The sequence below is a fragment of the Curtobacterium sp. Curtsp22 genome, from assembly GCF_059492135.1.
Window position 1 is genome coordinate 1,235,643 of the sequence record NZ_CP168519.1, and the last position, 18,655, is coordinate 1,254,297.

The 18,655-nt window shown below is 71.6% G+C and carries 15 protein-coding genes; 7 read left to right on the forward strand and 8 right to left on the reverse strand.

The window, feature by feature from the left end; translation table 11 throughout:
* Nucleotide 1: 1 nt before the first annotated feature.
* Both ACEN8D_RS05835 and ACEN8D_RS05840 read left to right on the forward strand, forming a co-directional pair.
* Nucleotides 2–604 (forward strand): vitamin K epoxide reductase family protein, encoded by a 603-nt coding sequence (locus tag ACEN8D_RS05835; protein WP_229085097.1) that lies wholly within the window; start codon nucleotides 2–4, stop codon nucleotides 602–604.
* A 100-nt stretch (nucleotides 605–704) separates the two neighbouring features.
* Nucleotides 705–1,556 (forward strand): DsbA family protein, encoded by an 852-nt coding sequence (locus ACEN8D_RS05840; RefSeq protein ID WP_175473612.1) that lies wholly within the window; start codon nucleotides 705–707, stop codon nucleotides 1,554–1,556.
* Between the two features lie 69 nt (nucleotides 1,557–1,625).
* Here ACEN8D_RS05840 and ACEN8D_RS05845 read toward each other — a convergent pair whose 3' ends face one another.
* From ACEN8D_RS05845 to ileS, 5 genes are read right to left on the reverse strand one after another with little or no spacing between them, the layout of a single operon-like run.
* Complete coding sequence (locus ACEN8D_RS05845) at nucleotides 1,626–2,474, reverse strand: DsbA family protein (protein ID WP_071295396.1); 849 nt, start codon at nucleotides 2,472–2,474, stop codon at nucleotides 1,626–1,628.
* Between the two features lie 17 nt (nucleotides 2,475–2,491).
* Nucleotides 2,492–2,911: a nucleoside-diphosphate kinase gene (ndk, locus tag ACEN8D_RS05850; protein ID WP_070416558.1), complete on the reverse strand. Its 420-nt coding sequence runs from the start codon at nucleotides 2,909–2,911 to the stop codon at nucleotides 2,492–2,494.
* 36 nt (nucleotides 2,912–2,947) lie between these two features.
* On the reverse strand, nucleotides 2,948–3,364 hold the full coding sequence (locus ACEN8D_RS05855; RefSeq protein WP_070416559.1) for a DUF4233 domain-containing protein: 417 nt from the start codon (nucleotides 3,362–3,364) through the stop codon (nucleotides 2,948–2,950).
* Nucleotides 3,361–4,806, reverse strand: coding sequence for a bifunctional folylpolyglutamate synthase/dihydrofolate synthase (locus ACEN8D_RS05860; RefSeq protein WP_083403306.1), 1,446 nt, complete (start codon nucleotides 4,804–4,806; stop codon nucleotides 3,361–3,363). Before ACEN8D_RS05860 ends, ACEN8D_RS05855 begins: the two co-directional genes overlap by 4 nt.
* Nucleotides 4,803–8,054, reverse strand: a complete 3,252-nt coding sequence (ileS, locus tag ACEN8D_RS05865; protein ID WP_413398384.1) for an isoleucine--tRNA ligase — start codon at nucleotides 8,052–8,054, stop codon at nucleotides 4,803–4,805. The genes ACEN8D_RS05860 and ileS overlap by 4 nt, the downstream gene beginning before the upstream one ends.
* Before the next feature lie 249 nt (nucleotides 8,055–8,303).
* On the opposite strand from ileS, the gene ACEN8D_RS05870 reads away from it, so the two are divergent.
* A complete protein-coding gene (locus ACEN8D_RS05870; RefSeq protein WP_071295394.1) occupies nucleotides 8,304–9,347 on the forward strand; it encodes a cation diffusion facilitator family transporter in 1,044 nt (347 codons plus the stop codon).
* 27 nt (nucleotides 9,348–9,374) lie between these two features.
* Here ACEN8D_RS05870 and ACEN8D_RS05875 read toward each other — a convergent pair whose 3' ends face one another.
* Nucleotides 9,375–10,871 (reverse strand): glycosyltransferase family protein, encoded by a 1,497-nt coding sequence (locus ACEN8D_RS05875; protein WP_413398385.1) that lies wholly within the window; start codon nucleotides 10,869–10,871, stop codon nucleotides 9,375–9,377.
* Nucleotides 10,872–10,897: 26 nt separating this feature from the next.
* On the reverse strand, nucleotides 10,898–11,497 hold the full coding sequence (locus ACEN8D_RS05880) for a TetR/AcrR family transcriptional regulator (protein WP_070416563.1): 600 nt from the start codon (nucleotides 11,495–11,497) through the stop codon (nucleotides 10,898–10,900).
* Between the two features lie 32 nt (nucleotides 11,498–11,529).
* Between ACEN8D_RS05880 and ACEN8D_RS05885 the strand changes: the two genes are divergently transcribed.
* From ACEN8D_RS05885 to ACEN8D_RS05900, 4 genes are all read left to right on the forward strand, one after another.
* Nucleotides 11,530–13,158, forward strand: coding sequence for an ABC transporter substrate-binding protein (locus ACEN8D_RS05885; RefSeq protein ID WP_413398386.1), 1,629 nt, complete (start codon nucleotides 11,530–11,532; stop codon nucleotides 13,156–13,158).
* 119 nt (nucleotides 13,159–13,277) lie between these two features.
* Entirely contained in the window at nucleotides 13,278–14,225 is a 948-nt protein-coding gene (locus ACEN8D_RS05890) for an ABC transporter permease (RefSeq protein WP_495601196.1), read from the forward strand.
* Nucleotides 14,222–15,103: an ABC transporter permease gene (locus ACEN8D_RS05895; RefSeq protein WP_083403305.1), complete on the forward strand. Its 882-nt coding sequence runs from the start codon at nucleotides 14,222–14,224 to the stop codon at nucleotides 15,101–15,103. The genes ACEN8D_RS05890 and ACEN8D_RS05895 overlap by 4 nt, the downstream gene beginning before the upstream one ends.
* Entirely contained in the window at nucleotides 15,100–16,857 is a 1,758-nt protein-coding gene (locus tag ACEN8D_RS05900) for an ATP-binding cassette domain-containing protein (RefSeq protein WP_495601197.1), read from the forward strand. The genes ACEN8D_RS05895 and ACEN8D_RS05900 overlap by 4 nt, the downstream gene beginning before the upstream one ends.
* Nucleotides 16,858–17,057: 200 nt before the next feature.
* Here the strand turns inward: ACEN8D_RS05900 and proP are convergent, their stop codons facing one another.
* The gene (gene proP, locus ACEN8D_RS05905) at nucleotides 17,058–18,638 is read right to left on the reverse strand and encodes a glycine betaine/L-proline transporter ProP (RefSeq protein WP_309887967.1); all 1,581 of its coding nucleotides are present in this window, start codon (nucleotides 18,636–18,638) and stop codon (nucleotides 17,058–17,060) included.
* Nucleotides 18,639–18,655: the final 17 nt, after the last annotated feature.

Here is an 18,655-nt window from a genome sequence, read left to right on the forward strand (position 1 = left end):
CGTGAGCACGCCAGCACCTGCCGTCCGCCGTCCGATCGCCATGGGCGTCTTCCTCCTGATCACCGGTGCCGTCGGTCTGTACGGGGCCTTCCGACTGGTCATCGACGAGTTCGAGAAGTACGCGCACCCCCAGGCAGTGCTGTCCTGCGACGTCAACCCGTTCATCAACTGCTCCGACGTGATGGCCAGCTGGCAGGGGCACCTGCTCGGGTTCCCGAACCCGCTGCTCGGCGTCATGGGCTTCGTCGCCCCGATCGCCGTCGCGGTCATGCTCCTGGCCGGGTTCCGGAACGGTTCGCGCTGGTTCTGGATCGCGTTCAACGCGGGCGTGTTCCTGGCGTGGGTCTTCGTCACGTGGCTCTTCACCCAGACCGTCTGGTTCATCGGCGCGCTCTGCCCGTGGTGCATGCTCGTCTGGTCGATGACGATCCCGATGTTCTGGGTGTTCACGATCTGGAACGCCGCGCAGGGTCGCTTCGGCGCCGGCGCACAGCGGCTCGGCCGGACCCTGCTGCCCTTCTGCTGGGCGTTCCCGCTGGCGAACTACCTGTTCATCGCCGTGTCGATCCTCATCGTGTTCCCGCGGGTCCTCTCCTCCTTCTGAGCGCCCGCTGAGCGTTGCCGATGACGCGTCATCGAATTCCTGGGTCCTTCCCAGCCAGATCGGCCGATCGGCCCACCGGCACGACCTACGCTCGATGGCGATGAGCGAGAACGAGAGCAAGAAGGCCCGGCGGGAGGCAGCGCGGGAGCGCGCACGCCTCGCCCGCGCGAAGGAGCAGGCGCGTCGACGCCGCAACAAGACCCTGGGGATCAGCGGCATCATCGTCGGCGCGCTCGCGGTCGCCGCGATCGTCGTCGTGGTGGTCGCGAACTCCGTGCAACCCGCCGGCCCCGGGCCGAAGAACATGGCGAGCGACGGTGTGCTCCTGACGGGGTCGAACGGGCAGATCGTCCCCGTCACCACGAAGGCCACGCCGGAGGGCGGGAAGCCGACCCCGACGAAGCAGGACGACTCGGTCGCGAACATCACCGTGTACTCGGACTACATGTGCCCGTACTGCAACCAGTTCGAGACGAGCCAGATGTCCCAGATCCAGCAGTGGGTGAAGGACGGCTCGGCGACGCTCGAGCTGCACCCGTTCAACCTGCTCGACCGCGTGTCCCTCGGCTCGAAGTACTCGACCCGTTCGGCCGCCGCCGCAGCCTGCGTCGCGAACTACGACCCGGACGCGTTCCTGGCGTACAACACGTCGCTCTACGAGAACCAGCCGTCCGAGAGCACGCGCGGCCTCACGAACGACAAGCTCGCATCGCTGGCGAAGGCCGCCGGGGCGACGAACGAGAACGTGGCGTCCTGCATCACGGACCAGGAGTTCGCCGGGTGGGTTGCCGACGCGACGAACCGGGTGCTGAACGACCCGATCCCGAACTCGTCGCTCGACAAGGTCACCGGCACCCCCACCGTGATCGTCAACGGCAAGCAGTACAACGGGTCGCTCACCGACACGGACGCCTTCGCCGCGTTCGTGGAGCAGAACGGCGGGAAGGCGTAGTCCCGGCCGCTCCGGACGACGTCGGCCCCCGCTTCCGATCGGAAGCGGGGGCCGTCGTCGTCCGGCGTGCTACTTCGACGCGGCGTCGATCTCGGTGATGACGTCGGTCAGCGTGGCGATCTTCTTGCCGTTCACGAGGACGGTCGGCGTGCCGAAGCCCTGCGTGCCCTGCAGTGCCGGATCGGCCAGCACGGCGTTCGTGGACTTCGTCACCCACCCGCGGAAGCGCTCGCTCGACAGGCACTCGGAGACGTTCGACCCGGTCGCGCCACCAGCCGTGACGAGCTTCGCGATCTCGGCGTTCGTCAGGCCCTTCGTGCCCTCCTCCGGCTGGTTGTCGAAGAACTGCGTCTGGACGTCGAGGAACTTGTCCGGCGCGTAGTTCGCGACGCACATCGCGGCGTTCGCGGCACGGCTGGCGTACCGCGAGTTCTGGTAGCTGCGGTCGAGGATCGACACGGGCTGGATCGCGAGGGTCGCGTCGCCGGACTTCACCTTGTCGAGGATCTGGTCGGCGTAGGCGGCCTCGAACTGCTTGCAGACCGGGCACGCCCAGTCGACGTACTCGGTGACCTGGACCTTCCCGTCGGCGGCCGCGGTGGGCACCGGGGACGGGGTGGCCTTCGCCGACACCGCGCCGGAGGTCACGGGGGTGACCGTGCCGTCGCTGCCGGTGAACTGGATCGCACCGGTCGCCATGTTCTTCGGCCCGGCCGCGGACACGGCGGGCTGGTTGTTCACGTTCACCACCACGATCGCGACGATCGCGGCGACGGCGATGATCCCGAGGCCGATGCCGCCCTGCAGGAACCAGCGGTTGCGGCGCTTGCGGCGCTTCTCGGCCTCGGCGCGCTGCCGGGCGACGTCACGGGCGTGCTGGCGACGCTCGTTCTTCGAGGGACGGTCGTTGTTCGTCACGCGTCGATCCTCCGGACTCAGGCGAACCAGAGCGCGAGCTCGCGCGCCGACGACTCGGGGCTGTCGGAGCCGTGCACGAGGTTCTGCTGCACCTTGAGGCCCCAGTCGCGGCCGAGGTCACCGCGGATCGTCCCCGGCGCGGCCGAGGTCGGGTCGGTGGTGCCGGCGAGCGACCGGAAGCCGGCGATGACGCCGTTGCCGGCGACGCGCACGGCGACGACCGGGCCGGACTGCATGAACTCGACGAGGGGCTCGAAGAACGGCTTGCCCTGGTGCTCCTCGTAGTGGGCGTCGAGCAGGTCACGGGGCGCCGTCACCATCTTCAGGTCGACGATCTCGTAGCCCTTGGCCTCGATCCGGCGGAGGATCTCACCGGTGAGCTGGCGGGCGACGCCGTCGGGCTTGACGAGGACGAGGGTCTCTTCGAGATCGGACACGCGGAACTCCTGGTGTTTCGTGGTCGAACGGGGTGGTCAGTCCTCGCCGAGGGCCGCGCGTCTCGCGGCGTTCTGACGGTCGAGCTGACCGCCCTTGACGAAGCAGAAGACCCACAGCGCCAGGAACACCACGGCCACGGCGAACATGAACGGTTCGATGAACCCGGTGGCGAGGATGGCCGCCTGCAGCAGCCACCCGAACCCTACACCGGCGCGGTTGCCGGTCAGGCGAGAGGCCAGCGCCAGCACGATCATCGAGCCGATGCCACCGCCGAACGCGACCGCCGGCGGGAGCGTCCCCTTGCCGAACACGACGAGCATCGGGAAGAAGAACATGATCGCCTCGAGCACGAGGGTGATCGACAGCAGGCTCTCCCGCGCACCGCGATCGCGTCGCGGCCGACGGGTGCGCGGAGCGCGTGGGGTCCTGGAGGCGCGGCCCGCGTCCGTCACTTCGTCCCGCCTTCGGCGTGGACCAGGTCCATGACGCGGCCCACCATCACGATCGAGCCCGCGACGAGCACCATGGCGTCGTCCGCCTCGGCGTCGTCCGCGAGGTCACGGGCCTCCTGGAGGGCGGCCTCGAGCGACGGCTCGACGACGACCCGGTCCTCGCCCACCTCGTCCACCACGACCCGGGCGAACTCGTCCGCGTCGAGGGCGCGCTCCCCCGGCGGCTGCGTCACCACGAAGGTCGCGACGGTGTCCTTGAGCGCGCGGACGAAGCCGCGGGCGTCCTTGTCGCCGAGGATGCCGACGACGCCGACCACGTGCTCGGACGGGAACGCCACGGGGAGCGCCTCGGCGAGCGCGCGTGCGCCGTGCGGGTTGTGCGCCGCGTCGACCACCACGGTCGGACCCGTGGCGATCGGCTGGAGCCGGCCGGGGCTGGTCGCCCCGGCGAGTCCCTCGGACAGGACGTCCTCGTCGAGGGCCTGCGAACCGCGGCCGAGGAAGGCCTCGACGGCGGCGATCGCGACGGCGGCGTTGTGCGCCTGGTGCCGGCCGAAGAGCGGCAGGAACAGGTCGTCGTAGCGTCCGGCGATGCCCTGCACGGTGATGAGCTGGCCGCCGACGGCCGGCGTCACGTCGACGAGCCGGAAGCCGTCCCCCTCGACCGCGAGGGTCGACTCGGTGAGCTCGGCCGCGCGCTGCAGCTCGGCGAGCGCCTCGGGCGTCTGCGCGCTCGAGACGATCGACGACGACGGCTTGATGATCCCGGACTTCGTGCGGGCGATCTCGGCGACGGTACTGCCGAGCTGCTTGGCGTGGTCGATCGCGATCGGCGTGAACACCTGCACCTGGCTCTGCACGACGTTGGTGGAGTCCCACTCGCCGCCCATGCCGACCTCGATCACGGCGACGTCGACCGGAGCCTCGGCGAAGCACGCCAGGGCGAGGACGGTCAGCGCCTCGAAGAAGGTCAGCGGGAGCTCGCCCTTGTCGGTGAGCTCCTGGTCGGTCATCTCGAGGATCGGGGCGATGTCGTCCCAGTTCTCCACGAAGCGGTCGGCGGCGATCGGGGTGCCGTCGATGACGATGCGCTCCCGGATCGACACCAGGTGCGGGCTCGTCATGAGGCCGGTCCGGAGGCCGTGTGCCCGGACGATGCTCTCGGCCATGCGCGCGGTCGAGGTCTTGCCGTTCGTGCCGGTCAGGTGGATCACGGGGTACGACAGGTGCGGGTCGCCGAGGAGCTCGACGGCGCGCCGGGTCGCGGACAGCCGGTGTTCGGGCGACTGCTCGCCGATCCGGGCGTACAGGGCCGCCTCGACGCGCTTGACCTCGTCGTCGTCCGCACCGTAGGGCACGGCGTCGGCGGGATCCGTCGCACCGGCGGGGCCGACGGGGATCTCGATGCCGTCCTCGGACGGTTCTTCGGGGTACTCGCTCATGCGCGTGACACCTCCACGGTCACCTTCGCACCGTCACCGACGTCGGTGGTGGTGGCGTCTGCCCCGAGGGGCACGATCTCGACGCTCGTCGACAGGGTCTCCCCCGCGATGAGCTGCTGGTGGGTGCGGACCGCCGCGTCGGCGACCTCGTCCGCACCGAGAGTGAGGACGATGCGGTCGCTGACGTCGAGGTCGGCGTCACGGCGGGCCTGCTGGACGGCGCGGACGACGTCACGGGCGAGCCCCTCGGCCTCGAGCTCGGGCGTCGTCACGGTGTCGAGCACCGCGAAGCCGCCGCCGTCGAGGAACGCCACCGCCACGGAGTCGTCGGCGACGGTGAGGTCGAGCGTGTACTCGCCCTCGACGAGGTCGACGCCGCCGACGGTCACGCCGGACTCGGTCGCGGTCCAGTCGCCCTTCTTGGCGGCCGGGATGACCTGCTGGACCTGCTTGCCGATGCGGGGTCCGGCGGCACGGGCGTTCACGGTGAGCTTCCGCTCGATGCCGTACCGACCGAGCGACGACTCCTCCTGCTGCTCGAGCACGACCTGCTTGACGTTGAGCTCGTCGCGGAGGATGTCCACGAAGGGCTCGACGGCCGCCGGGTCGGGCACCACGAGCGTCAGGGTGGCGAGGGGCAGGCGGACGCGCTTGCCGGTGGCCTTGCGGAGCGCGAGCCCCTTCGAGGCGACGTCCCGCACGCGGTCCATGGCGTCGACGAGCGCCTGGTCGGCCGGGAACTCCTCGGCGTCCGGGAAGTCCTCGAGGTGGACGCTGCGGCCGCCGGTCAGTCCCCGCCAGACCGCGTCGGTCACGAGCGGGGCGAGGGGTGCGGCGACGCGGGTGAGCGTCTCGAGCACGGTGTACAGCGTGTCGAACGCGGCACGGGCCTCGGGCGAGGACTCGGCGCCGAGCCAGAACTTGTCGCGCGACCGGCGCACGTACCAGTTCGTCAGCACGTCGGCGAAGTCGCGGACGGCCTGGGCGGCGAGCGGGGTGTCGAGTGCGTCGAGGTGCTGCTGCACGTCCGACACGAGCACCCGGGTCTTCGCGAGCAGGTAGCGGTCGAGCACGTCGGTGCTCGCCGTGCTCCGCGACGCTTGGTACCCGGACTCCCCCGACGCGTTCGCGTAGAGGGTGAAGAAGTAGTACGTCGACCAGAGCGGGAGCAGGAACTCGCGGACGCCATGGCGGATGCCCTCTTCCGTGACGACGAGGTTCCCGCCGCGGATGACCGACGACGACATCAGGAACCAGCGCATCGCGTCGGCACCGTCGCGGTCGAACACCTCGGAGACGTCCGGGTAGTTCCGGAGCGACTTCGACATCTTCTGGCCGTCGGAGCCGAGCACGATGCCGTGGCTGATGACGTTCTTGTAGGCCGGCCGGTCGAACAGCGCGGTGGACAGCACGTGCATGACGTAGAACCAGCCGCGGGTCTGCCCGATGTACTCGACGATGAAGTCGGCCGGGTTGTGCGACTCGAACCACTCGCGGTTCTCGAACGGGTAGTGCACCTGGGCGTACGGCATCGACCCGGAGTCGAACCAGACGTCGAACACGTCGGTGATCCGGCGCATCGTCGACTTCCCGGTGGGGTCGTCCGGGTTGGCGCGCGTCAGGTCGTCGATGAACGGGCGGTGCAGGTCGACCTCGCCGTCGGCGTTCACCGGCAGTCGACCGAAGTCACGCTCGATCTCCTCGAGCGAGCCGTACACGTCGGTGCGCGGGTGCTCGGGGTCGTCGGACTGCCACACCGGGATCGGCGTGCCGAAGTACCGGTTGCGGGACACCGACCAGTCGATGGCGTTGCCGACCCACTTGCCGAACTGACCGTCCTTGACGTTGTCCGGCACCCAGTTGATGTCCTGGTTGAGCTCGCCCATGCGGTCGCGGAACTCGGTCACGCGGACGAACCAGCTCGACACGGCCTTGTAGATGAGGGGCTTCCGGCAGCGCCAGCAGTGCGGGTAGCTGTGCTCGTAGGACGCCTGGCGGAGCAGTCGACCGGCGTCGCGGACAGCCTTCGTGAGGGGCTTGTTCGCGTCCGACCAGAGCATGCCGGCGACCTCGCCGAACTGCGACGTGAAGACACCGCCCTCGTCGAGCGACAGCACCACGGGGATGCCCGCAGCGGCGCAGACCACCTGGTCGTCGGCACCGTAGGCCGGGGCCTGGTGCACGATGCCGGTGCCCTCGCCCGTCTCGACGTAGTCGGCGACGAGGATCTTCCAGGCGTTCTCCATGCCCTCGGTCTCCGCGAGGAAGTCGAAGAGGCGCTCGTACTCGACGCCGTCGAGCTCCGCACCCGTCAGGGTGCGGACGACCGCGGCAGCGGCGTCCTCGGCCGTCTCGTAGCCGAGGTCCTTCGCGTGGGCGGCCACGGTGTCCGACGCCAGCATGTACCGGGCGGAGCCGGCGGCGCCACCGTCAGCCGCGCCTCCTGGACCGGCGGGCAGCACCACGTACGAAACCGCAGGCCCGACGGCCAGCGCGGCGTTCGTGGGCAGGGTCCAGGGGGTCGTCGTCCAGGCGAGCGCACGCACGCCGGCCAACCCGAGCGACTCGGCGCGCGCACCCTGCAGCGGGAACGACACCGTGACCGACTGGTCCTGGCGCATCTTGTAGACGTCGTCGTCCATGCGCAGCTCGTGGTTCGACAGCGGCGTCTGGTCGTTCCAGCAGTACGGCAGGACCCGGAAGCCCTCGTACGCGAGCCCCTTGTCCCAGAGCTGCTTCCACGCCCACAGCACGCTCTCCATGAACGTCACGTCGAGGGTCTTGTAGTCGTTCTCGAAGTCGACCCAGCGCGCCTGGCGGGTGACGTACTGCTGCCACTCGTCGGTGTACTGGAGGACGGACTTCTTGGCGGCGGCGTTGAAGACGTCGACGCCCATCTCGTCGATCTCGTGCTTCTCGGTGATGCCGAGCTGGCGCATCGCCTCGAGCTCGGCGGGCAGGCCGTGCGTGTCCCAGCCGAAGCGGCGGTGCACCTGCTTGCCGCGCATGGTCTGGTAGCGCGGGAAGACGTCCTTCGCGTACCCGGTCAGGAGGTGGCCGTAGTGCGGCAGGCCGTTGGCGAACGGCGGGCCGTCGTAGAACGTCCACTCGTCGCAGCCCTCGCGCTGGTCGATCGACGCCTGGAACGTGCCGTCGCCCTTCCAGAAGGCGAGGATCCCCTGCTCGACGGCGGGGAAGGACGGCGACGGGACGACGCCGTCTGCGTCGGAATCAAGTGGGTAGCGCACCGCGGGGCTCCTGTGGGTTGCCGGTTCTCAGGACCACGAGGACGGAGCAGGCTCCGCGGTACCACCTCGCTTGCCGCTCCGGGTGACCCGGGGCGACCGCTCGTTGCCGGGGCGTGCGCGGCCCGGTCCGCCCGGTTCTACTGCCGGCGGTCGATGGTGCTGACGGCCGGGTTCTTCCGGAGGCTCCCCGGTGATGGCCGGATCGACGCCTGTGTGCACGAGTTTAGCGGACGGGAGCATGCTGGAGCGATGCCCTCGTCAGATGCTGCCCCCGCGCAGCAGGAGCGTCCTGATTCCCTGCTCACCGTCGTCATCGCGTTCGGCGCGAACCTGCTCGTCGCGATCGCCAAGACGATCGCCTCCCTGATCTCGGGGTCGGCGTCCATGGTCGCCGAGGCCGCGCACTCCTGGGCCGACACCGGCAACGAGATCTTCCTGCTCGTCGCCGAACGGCGTGGCTCGAGGAAGCGCGACACCGCGCACCCGCTCGGCTACGGCCGTGAGACGTACATCTGGTCGATGTTCGCCGCGTTCGGCCTCTTCACCGCCGGCGCCATCGTCTCGATCTACCACGGCATCACCGAGCTCGGGGACACCGGGCCGGCCGAGGACGTGCTGCTGAACTACATCGTCCTCGGGCTGTCGTTCTGCCTCGAGGGCACGAGCTTCCTGCAGGCGTACCGGCAGGCGCACGGCGCGGCGACGAAGCGGCGGGTGCCGGTGCTCCGGCACGTCCTGCAGTCGTCGAACCCGACCCTCCGTGCCGTCTTCGCCGAGGACGCCGCGGCACTCATCGGCCTCGTGGTCGCGTTCCTCGGGGTGTTCCTCCACCAGGTCACCGGCCTCGCGGTCTTCGACGCCGTCGGCTCGATCGCGATCGGGATCCTGCTCGGGGTCGTCGCGATCGTCCTGATCGACCGCAACCGTCGGTTCCTGCTCGGGGAGAGCACGTCCCCGGAACTCGAGAACGCGGTGCTCGTCGAGCTGCTCGGGCGGTCGCAGATCGAGCGCGTCACCTACCTGCACCTCGAGTTCGTCGGGCCCTCGCGGGTCTACCTCGTCGCCGCGGTCGACCTGACCGGCAACGAGAACGAGGAGCACGTGGCGGTGCGGTTGCGCGACGTCGAGAAGTCCCTCGAGGAGAGCCAGTACATCGAGGAGGCCGTGCTCACCCTGAGCTACCCCGGCGACGAGTCGCTCGTGCCGACGGGCGACGACGTGCCGGAGGTGGTGCGGGACGGGACGGCCGAGGACGTCGCCGCGGGCGGGGCCGGCACGCTCCGGACCGACTGAGCCGCACGCATCTGCCGCGCGGTCGGGTCAGCCGCGGTCGGCGGGCACCAGGGTCGCGGTGTCCCCGCGCCGCTCGATCACCAGGCCGTCCCGCACGACCCACACCCGCAGCGCGTCGAGCCGGAACTCCTCGAACCGCTCCGGGTGCTCCCGCAGCAGGGTCCGCAGGTCGTCGTCCATCGGGAACCGCGGGTCGATCCCGGCCACGAGCACGCCGTAGTCCCCGTGCGTCACCCCCTGGGTCGCGCCACGACGGCCGATGAACACGGCGAACGACTGCTGCGCCGACCCCGACACGAGGACCCGGACGTCGTCCGGCACCCCGCGTTCCTCGAGGACCCCCTCGAGCCGGGCGAACCCGGTGGTGCGGGTCTCGGCGACGGTCCGCACCACGACGAACGCGGGGACGATCGTCACCACGACAGCGAGGAGCGCGACCACGGTCGTGCGCGGCGGCCGCAGCCGGGCGAGCCGGGTGTACCCGACGGCGGCGAGCGCGATGATCCACGGCATCCACGCCTGGTAGTAGTGCGGCAGTGCGACGTTGGCCGTCGAGTAGAAGACGACGAGGATCCCGAGCGCGATCCCGAGGAGCGCGACGAGCCGGTCCGGGCGGATCGCGAACGCCGCGGCCATCCCGACCAGGAGCACGACGACCGTCGGCCACCCGACCCCCTCGACGACCCGCACGAAGTTCGTCCACCACGGCGCGATCATGTACGTCTTCCCGAGGACCGAGATGATGTGCCCGCGGGTGTCGTGCTTGCCCTGGAACTCGATCATGAAGGTGATCGCCCGGACCCCACCGACGGGCACGTACGCGACGACGAACACCACGGCGAACGCCGCGGCGGCCGCGACGCCCCCGGTCAGCAGCCCGGACCAGCGCCGGAACAGGAGCGGGACCGCGACCAGCGCGAGCACGAGGACGGTGGTGGTGACCTTCGACGTGACCGACAGCGCCAGGAGGGCACCGGCGAGCGCCATCCACCACCAGCCGTCCCAGGCCGTGCTTCGGTCGGCGGGGCGTCGGGGTCGGGTCGCCCACTGCCAGGCCGCGGCGAGCGCCGCCACGGCGAAGAAGGTCATCAGCGGTTCGAGGAGGGCGAGCCGGTCGATCCGTGCGGCCGTGCCGGACGCGACGTCCGCCCACGTCGGCGAGTCGGCACGCGGCGTGAGCCACCAGAGCCCGGCGGCGAGCACGGCGCCCCAGTACCCGATCGGACGCCGGAGCCAGGCGAACAGGACGATGCCGGTTCCGAACGAGGCCGTCGCGGCGACGAGACGGGGCCCGAGCACGCCCTCGCCGAACACGAGCTGCGCGACGCCGAACAGGTACTTGCCGGTCGGCGGGTGCTGCAGGTTCGAGGTGAGCACCCCGTGCACGTAGTCCCACCCGGCCCGCGTGTAGGTGAACTCGTCGACGTAGGTGCTCTGTCGGCCGATGTGCCAGTACGCGACGAACACCCCGGCGAGGGCGACCACGGCGAAGACCGCGGTTCGTGTCCATCGCGCGCGGGTCATGGGGAGAGAGCCTATTGGGCCGGACCTCAGTGGGAGTCGAGACCCGCTGCGACCGGGGTGAGCGCCGCCCCGACGTACTCGACGAGCGGTCGGCGCCCGACCCCGTCCGAGACCCAGACGCCGAACGCCGCTGCGGCCGCCCCGAGCATGGCGCCGGACACCGTCTGCGGCCAGAGCGCCGCCGGGTGCTCCCCCGTCCGGCGGGCGACGAAGGCCGCCACCGCCGCGTGCTGGGCCGTCACCCGTGCCGCGACGCTCGCCACGAGCTCGGCCCCGATGCCCATCACCTCGGCCTGTGCGATCGCCCAGGGGACCCGGTCGGGGTCGTGGGCGCGGGCGGTGGCGAGCAGCGCGGCCTCGACGGCCCGCACCGCAGACTCCTCGGTCGAGGCGGCGAGGCACGCCGGGAGCGTCGCGACCGCGGCGTCGAGGTCGAGCCAGAGCACGTCGGACTTCGCCGTGAAGTAGTTGAAGAACGTCGCACGGCTGACCCCGGCCCGTGCGGCGATCTGGTCGACCGTGGTCCGCCCGTAGCCCTGCTCGAGGAACAGCTCGGCCGCGGCGTCGGCGAGCACCTCGGCGCTCGAGCGTCGGGGGCGGCCACCGCGGCGCATCGGTTCGTCCATGGGCCCCAGTAAACCGCTAGACTCGTCCAGCCATGATCTTGGACTCAGTACAGAAAACCACCGCCGTGGTCGCCGGCGCCGCCGCACTGCTCCTCGTGCTCGCCGGCTGCACCGGTGGCGGCACCGCGACGTCGAACAGCACACCGGTCGACGGCGGCACGCTCACGTACGCCTCGGGCGACGCCGAACCGACCTGCCTCGACCCGCACGTCGGCGGCAACTACCCGCAGGCGCTCCTGTCCACCCAGTACATCGAGGAGCTCACCGCGCTCGACGACGGCAAGCCCGTCCCCGCGCTGGCGAAGTCCTGGACGACGAGCGACGACGGCAGGACGCTCACCTTCACGCTGCGCGACGACGTGACCTTCACCGACGGCACGCCCTTCGACGCCGCCGCGGTCGTGGCGAACATCGAGCACGTGCAGGACCCGGCGACCGCGTCGAGCACGGGGTACCTCGCGCTGCAGTCGATCACGAAGGCGACGGCCACCGACGACCACACGGTCACCCTGACGCTGAGCCGGCCGGACAGCGCGCTGCTCGAGTCGTTCTCGCAGCCGTGGGTCGGCATGGAGTCCCCGAAGGCGCTGGATCGCTCGCAGGCGGTGAACTGCGAGTCGCCGGTCGGCACCGGCCCGTTCGAGGTCACCGGCTGGAAGCACGGCGACCGGGTGACGCTCCGCAAGAACGCCGACTACACGCCGCTCCGCGGCAGCACGGAGCCCCGCCTCGACGGCATCACGTGGCGCTTCCTGCCCGACTCGACCTCGCGGTACGCGGCACTGCAGTCCGGCCAGGTCGACGTCATCGACAACGCCCAGCCCGACCAGCTCAAGGCGGCCTCGTCGAAGGGGTCCATCCGCGACCTCGACGCGCCGCGCCCCGGTGCGTCGAACCGCCTCGAGCTGAACTCCGGCCACGGGGTCTTCCGCGACGAGGCCGTCCGCAAGGCCTTCATCGCCGGCGCCGAGATCGACCCCGGCATCCGGTCGCTCTTCCTCGGGACGGCGAAGCGCTCGTACTCGGTGCTCTCCAGCGTCGAGCCGTACGGGTACTCCGACAAGAGCCTGTTCCAGTACTCCCCGACGAAGGCGAAACGCCTCCTCGACGACGCCGGCTGGAAGGTGGGCAGCGACGGCATCCGCGAGAAGGACGGTGAGCAGCTGACCGTCACGTTCCCGGTGTCGACGAACCAGTCCGTCCCCGCCGAGCGCAGCCTGTTCCAGCAGATCCAGGCCTCCGAGAAGGCCGTCGGCTTCAGGGTCGTGCTGCAGGAGCTCGACCTCTCCAGCTGGTACGCGGCCCTCGCGGCGAACGAGTACGACGTCGTCAGCGCGCCGTACACGAAGGTGGGCGCGGACGTCCTCCGCATCCTGTACGACTCCGCCAGCATCACGCCGGCACCGTCCGGGTACTTCGCGAACCTCGCCCAGCTCGACGACCCGAAGCTCGACGATCTGCTCCAGCGGGCTGCGCAGACCTCGGACACGTCCGAGCGCGGCGATCTCTACGAGCAGGCGCAGGAGATCATCCTGTCCAGCGGCACCGTCCTCCCGCTCTACGACCAGCAGAACCACTTCCTGCTGCGGTCGAGCGTGCACGGTGTGCAGACCACCGCGGTGTCGACGCCGTGGTTCGGCACGGCCTGGATCGACCGCTGATCGCGACCTCGCGATCGTCGGACGGGAGGCACGGATTGCGTCGCGGACGTCGAGGCACGCCCCCCGCGTGGTCGGCGTGGACCCTGTGGGGACTGCGCCGCCTGGCCGGCTGCATCGGGGTGCTCTGGGCGGTCGCCACGATCGTGTTCGTCGCGATCCGGCTCATCCCGGGCGACCCGGCGCTCGCGATCCTCGGCGGACCGGGCTCCCAGGCCTCGGCCGAGGCGGTCGCGCAGGTCCGACAGGAGTACGGCCTCGACCGGCCGGTGCTCGTGCAGTACGCGGTGTTCCTCGGGCGTCTGGCGACGGGGCACCTCGGTGACTCGTACGCGTTCCGGACGCCGGTGTCGACGCTCCTCGGGCAGCAGCTCCCGGTCACCCTGACCCTGGCCGTGGCCGGACTCGTCGTCGCCTGGGTGCTCGCCATCGTCGCCGCGTGGTGGTCGACGCAGCGCGGTCGGTTCGCCGCGGGACTCACGAGCGCCCTGAGCGTCACCGCGAGCGTCACCCCGCACTTCTGGCTCGGCAGCGTCCTCATCGTGGTGTTCGCCAGCGCCCTCGGCTGGGTGCCGGCGGTCAGCGACGGCTCGGCCCGGGGCTGGGTGCTGCCGGTCGTCACGGTGGCCGTGCCGGTCGCCGGGTACCTCGCCGAGACCGTCCGGGACGGCGTGGTCGACGCACAGCGGTCGGCCTTCGCACTCGCGGCCCGCAGCCGTGGCGAGACCCGCGCGGGGCTGTTCGGCCGGCACCTGCTCCGGCATGCCGCACTCCCGGGGATCGCCCTGTCCGCCTGGGCGTTCGGTTCGCTCGTGTCCGGTGCGGTCGTCGTCGAGTCGGTGTTCGCGCTCCCGGGCATCGGGCGTGCACTCGTGACCGCGGTGACGCAGCGGGACATGCCGCTCGTCGCGGGCATCGCGCTGGTGTCGGCCGCCGCGTACGTGGTCGTGCTCGCCGTCGCGGACCTCGTCGAGCGTGTGGTGGACCCGCGTGCCGGCGGGACGGCCGGGGCGGGGGCGACCCGGCGTCGCGCCCCGCGCGTCACCCGGCACGGGGCGGGCGCACGGTGAGCGGGATCGCCGAACCGCGCCTCCAGGCCGGTGCCCAGGGTGACGCGTCCGCCGGACGGTCCGAGCGAGTCCGTGGGGGGACGCTCGGCCCGGCCGGATGGACCGCTGCCGCCGTCGTGGCGCTGGCCGTGGTCGCGGCGGTGTGGCCGGCGCTGCTCGGCGGTGGCGACCCGCTCGCCGTGCACCCGGCGCAGGCGCTCCAGGCGCCGTCGTGGTCGAGCCCGTTCGGCACCGACGAGTCCGGGCGGGACGTCCTCGCCCGGGTCGTCGCCGGGACGCGGGCGTCGCTCGTGGTCGGTGTGGTCGCGACGCTCGTCGGCGGCGGGGTCGGGGTCGTGCTCGGCGTGGTCGCGGGACTCGGCGGGCGCGTCGTCGACGGGGTCGTCGGCCGACTGACCGAGGTCGCGTTCGCGCTCCCCCTGCTCCTCGTGGCGCTCGTCGTCATCGCGGTGACCGGCCCCGGGCCCGTCCCGGCGATGCTCGCGGTCGGGTTCGCCACGGCGCCCGGGTACGCCCGGATCGTCCGCGGGCTCGTGCTCCGGGCGCGCCGCTCGCAGGTCGTCGAGACAGCCGTGCTGATGGGCCGCTCCCCCGCCGTGATCACCGTGCGGCACGTGCTCCCCGCGGCGCTCTGGCCGGTCGTGGCGGTCGGGACGCTCGGCGTCGGGCAGGCGATCGTGTGGGCCTCGGCGCTGAGCTACCTCGGCGTCGGCACCCCGCCACCGGCGCCGGAGTGGGGCGCGATGCTGGCCGACGGTCGCACCTACCTGCAGACGGCCCCGTGGATGAGCACCTTCCCCGGCCTCGCGATCGTGGTCCTGGCGACCGCGGTGACCGTGCTCGGCCGGGCGATCCGACGAACAGGAGCGATCCGATGACCGTGCTCGACGTGCAGGGGCTGACCGTCACCATCGGCGGGGCAGTGGTCGTGCAGGACGTCGCGCTGCACGTCGATGCCGGCGAGTGCGTCGCGCTCGTCGGCGCCTCCGGCTCCGGCAAGACCGTCACCGCACGGGCGGCGCTCGGCCTGTCGGCGCCCGGCTCGTCGGTCCGGGTCGACCGGCTGACCGTGGCCGGGCTCGATGTCCGGGCGTTCTCGGACCGCAGGTGGCGGAGCGTGCGCGGCTCGCGGGTCGGCTACGTCGGCCAGGAGGCCCTGGGCGCCCTGGACCCGCTGCGTCCCGTCGGGCGCGAGGTCGCGGACGCCCTCCGGCTGCACACGGACATGACGGCGGCGCAGCGGGTGGGGGCCGTGCGGGACGCACTCGCCGCGGTCGGCCTCGACCCGGCGCTCGCCACGGACGGTCGGCTTGCGGGCTCCTTGTCCGGCGGGATGCGCCAGCGCGCCCTCATCGCCGCGGCCACGGTCGGGTCGCCGGAGCTCGTGGTCGCCGACGAACCGACGACCGCGCTCGACGCCGGGGTCGCGGTCACCGTGATGGAGCAGCTGCGTGCGGCCCAGTCGCGCGGCGCCGGGCTGCTCGTCATCACGCACGACCTCGGGCTCGTCGCGGGGTGGGCGGACCGGGTGGTCGTCGTGCACGAGGGACGCGTGGTGGAGCAGGGGCCGGTGGCGTCGGTGTTCGCGGCGCCGCAGCACGAGGCGACGCGGGCGCTGGTGCGGGCCGCGGGTGCGGGTGCCGGTGCGCCCGGGGCGGGTGCGCGCGGGACGGGTGCGGAGAGTGCCGGGGCGCCGGAGGCCACGCACGGTGCGCGGTTCGCCGGCGGTGGCGGCACGCACGGTGCGGGGTTCGTCGGCCAGACCCCGGCGGACCACCGCGTGCGAGGCTCCGACGCCGCACCCAGCGCGCAACCCGGCACCGAACCGCCGGCGTCGCACGGTGCGGGCGTGGTGCTCGCGGCCGAGGGGCTCGCGCGGGCGTTCGACGGCGTGCCCGCCGTGCGCGACGTGTCGTTCGGGCTCGAGCGCGGGCGCGTCCTCGGGGTGATCGGTGCGTCGGGGTCCGGCAAGACCACGCTCGCGAGGATGCTCCTCGGCCTCGAACTCCCCGACGCGGGCACGGTCACGCTCGACTCGTCGCCGTGGGTGCCGCTCGACGAACGCACCCGCCGGCCCCTGCGGCACCGGGTGTCCGCGGTGGTGCAGGACCCCGGGGCGACGTTCGACGAGCGGTGGAGCGTGGAGCGGGTCGTCGCGGACGCGTTCACCCGCGGCGCCGAGCGGTCGACCCGTGGTGCGCTCGGTCCCCGCATCGACGCGGCGCTCGACCAGGTGGGGCTCGACCCGGCACTCCGCCGGCGCTCGCCGCTGACGCTGTCCGGAGGGCAACGACAGCGCCTCGCGATCGCCCGCGCGCTCGCGACGTCGCCCGAGGTCATCGTGCTCGACGAACCGGTCACGGCACTCGACGCCACGGTGCAGGACGCGGTGCTGACGCTCCTCGAGGGACTCCGGGACAGCACGGGCGTGGCGATGGTCTTCGTGTCGCACGATCTCCGGGCCGTCCGGCGGATGGCCGACGACGTGCTGGTCGTGCACGAGGGCCGGGTCGTCGAGCAGGGCCCCGCCGCGACGGTGTTCGACCGCCCGGCGCACGCCGTGACCGCGCGCTTGCTGCGGGCCGCCGAGCGGCTCGCCGCGGGCCCGCGGCCCGAGGCCGGCGCCGCGTAGCGCGCGCCGCGCGCCTGAGGTCGCCGAGACTCGGCCCGGCGGACACTTTCGCGGGTCGGAGGCCCGAGGAACGTCCGGCCAGCCGAGTCTCGGCGCAGGGCCGCGCCGCGCACCGCCGCGCCGCGCACCGCGCCCGGACGAGCGGAGGCACGGCGCGACGTCCGAGACGGACGCGCACCGTGCCTCCTGGCAGCCAGCGGCTACGAGCCCGCGGGCTCCTTCGAACCGTCACCGGACGACGGCACGTCGCCCGAGATGATCGGGATCTCGCTCGTCGAGAAGTCCTTCGCCCAGTCGGACTGCGCCAGCTCGGACTCCGGGTCGTTGTAGTCCTCGATGACCCCGGCGATCTCGTCCTCGTGCGCCACCGTGGGGCCGGACCCCATCAGCGGCGTCGCGGCCGTCTCCTTGGTGAAGTAGACGGCGACGAGCCCGATCAGGGCAGCCAGCATCAGGTAGAACGCCGGGATGTCCTCGGCCCAGCCGTACCCGGCGTCCTTCGCGGCGTTGATGAGCGCCGAGGTGGCGAGCGGGGTCGTCCCACCGAAGAGCGACACCGACACGTTGAACGCGATGGCGAGCGCGCCGTAGCGGATAATCGTCGGGAACAGCGCCGGCAGGGTCGACGGCATGGTCGAGGTGAACGTCACGAGCACCACGCCCAGGATCAGGAGTCCCGCGAAGACCCCCACGCCGGTGCCGGTCTGCACCAGCTTGAGCGCCGGCCACGACAGCAGGATGAACCCGACGCAGCCCGCGGCGAGCACGGGACGTCGGCCGAACTTGTCGGACAGGCGACCGCCGAACGTGATGACGACCATCATGAGGATCATCACGATCACGATGAGGATCAGGCCGAACGTGGCGTTCTGGCCGAGGTTCTGCTCGAGGTACGTCGGCATGTACGACAGGAGCATGTAGTCGGTCACGTTGAACACGAGGACCAGACCGATGCAGATGATCAGGGAGCGCCAGTTCTCGGCGAAGAGCTTGAGGAACGGGGTCTTCTGCCCCTCGCGCTCGGCGGCCTGCTCCTGCTGCTTCTGGAACGCCGGGGTCTCCTCCAGCTTGAGGCGCAGGTAGAGACCGATCAGGCCGAGCGGGCCGGCGATGATGAACGGGATGCGCCAGCCCCAGCTGAGCAGGGCCTCCTCGGAGAGGCCGAACTGCAGGCCCGTGACGATCGATGCGCCGAGCACGTAGCCGGCGAGGGTGCCGAACTCGAGCCACGAGCCCATGAACCCGCGGCGCTTGTCCGGCGAGTACTCGGCGATGAACGTCGCCGCGCCGCCGTACTCACCACCGGTCGAGAAGCCCTGCACGAACCGCGCCACCAGCAGCAGCACGGGCGCCCAGAAGCCGATCGAGTTGTAGCTCGGGATCAGGCCGATCATGAGCGTGCCCGCGGCCATCAGGATCATCGTGAGGGCGAGGACCTTCTGCCGGCCGATCCGGTCGCCGATCGGGCCGAAGACCGCACCGCCGATGGGGCGCACGATGAACGCGGCGGCGAAGAAGCCGAAGGTCGCGACGATGTTCGCGGCGGGGTCGCCCTCGGGGAGGAAGACCTTCGAGATCGTCACCGTGAGGTAGGCGAAGATGCCGAAGTCGAACCACTCCATGGCGTTGCCAAGCGCGGCGGCCGCGACGGCACGCTTGAGCAGCGACTCCTCGACGACGGTGACGTCGTCCTCGGTCAGCTTGCGGCGTGCGCGCTTCGCGGCGCCCTTGGTGCGCAGGGGGCGGTCGCCCCGTGCGTTTCCTGCTTCGTTCGGTGCCACGTGAGTTCCTCCGGTAG

What these genes read in the sequence shown, in the direction of transcription:
- ACEN8D_RS05840 (WP_175473612.1), top strand. Translation starts at nt 705, where the DNA reads ATGAGCGAGAACGAGAGCAAGAAGGCCCGGCGGGAGGCAGCGCGGGAG.
- ACEN8D_RS05860 (WP_083403306.1), bottom strand. Translation starts at nt 4,806, where the DNA reads ATGAGCGAGTACCCCGAAGAACCGTCCGAGGACGGCATCGAGATCCCC.
- ACEN8D_RS05870 (WP_071295394.1), top strand. Translation starts at nt 8,304, where the DNA reads ATGCCCTCGTCAGATGCTGCCCCCGCGCAGCAGGAGCGTCCTGATTCC.
- ACEN8D_RS05875 (WP_413398385.1), bottom strand. Translation starts at nt 10,871, where the DNA reads ATGACCCGCGCGCGATGGACACGAACCGCGGTCTTCGCCGTGGTCGCC.
- ACEN8D_RS05880 (WP_070416563.1), bottom strand. Translation starts at nt 11,497, where the DNA reads ATGGACGAACCGATGCGCCGCGGTGGCCGCCCCCGACGCTCGAGCGCC.
- ACEN8D_RS05885 (WP_413398386.1), top strand. Translation starts at nt 11,530, where the DNA reads ATGATCTTGGACTCAGTACAGAAAACCACCGCCGTGGTCGCCGGCGCC.
- ACEN8D_RS05900 (WP_495601197.1), top strand. Translation starts at nt 15,100, where the DNA reads ATGACCGTGCTCGACGTGCAGGGGCTGACCGTCACCATCGGCGGGGCA.